The organism is Vibrio sp. 10N.222.49.C9, assembly GCF_041474985.1.
Lineage (GTDB): Bacteria > Pseudomonadota > Gammaproteobacteria > Enterobacterales > Vibrionaceae > Vibrio > Vibrio crassostreae_C.
Window position 1 is genome coordinate 1 of the sequence record NZ_JBFRVD010000169.1, and the last position, 498, is coordinate 498.

Below are 498 nucleotides of genomic sequence, written 5' to 3' on the forward strand. Positions count from 1 at the left end.
GCGCAATTAGCCGGTGCGGTAAATACACTGAAGAAGCTAGATGATGGCGAGATTATTGGAGATAACACTGATGGTGAAGGCCTTGTGCAAGACCTGCTTCAATATCAAGTGGTGCTCAAGGATGCTCGTATTCTGATTATTGGTGCTGGTGGTGCAGTAAGAGGTGTGCTTAAGCCACTGCTTGATCAAAAGCCTGCACAGCTCGTCATCGCAAATAGAACCTATAGCAAGGCTCAGTCTTTGGTGGAGCAATTCAAAGAGCACGGTCCTATTGAGGCGTTGCCGATTGAAGAGGTAGAAGGAAGCTTTGATGTTGTCATCAATTCTACGTCTGCAGGCTTAACCAAAGAATTGCCAAAGATTTCCGCCACGATATTTTCGCCTCAAACAGTAAGCTATGACATGGTTTATGGCTCTGGCACTACAGTATTTAATCAGTGGGCTAGGGATAATGGTGCAGCCAAGGCTTATGACGGGCTGGGAATGCTAGTTGGACAA

Annotated in this window: 1 protein-coding gene; it reads left to right on the forward strand. The window is 46.4% G+C overall.

Features of this window, described 5'->3' with window-relative positions:
- The coding region (gene aroE, locus AB4585_RS22560) for a shikimate dehydrogenase (RefSeq protein WP_372171049.1) at positions 1 to 498 on the forward strand (498 nt) is incomplete at both ends.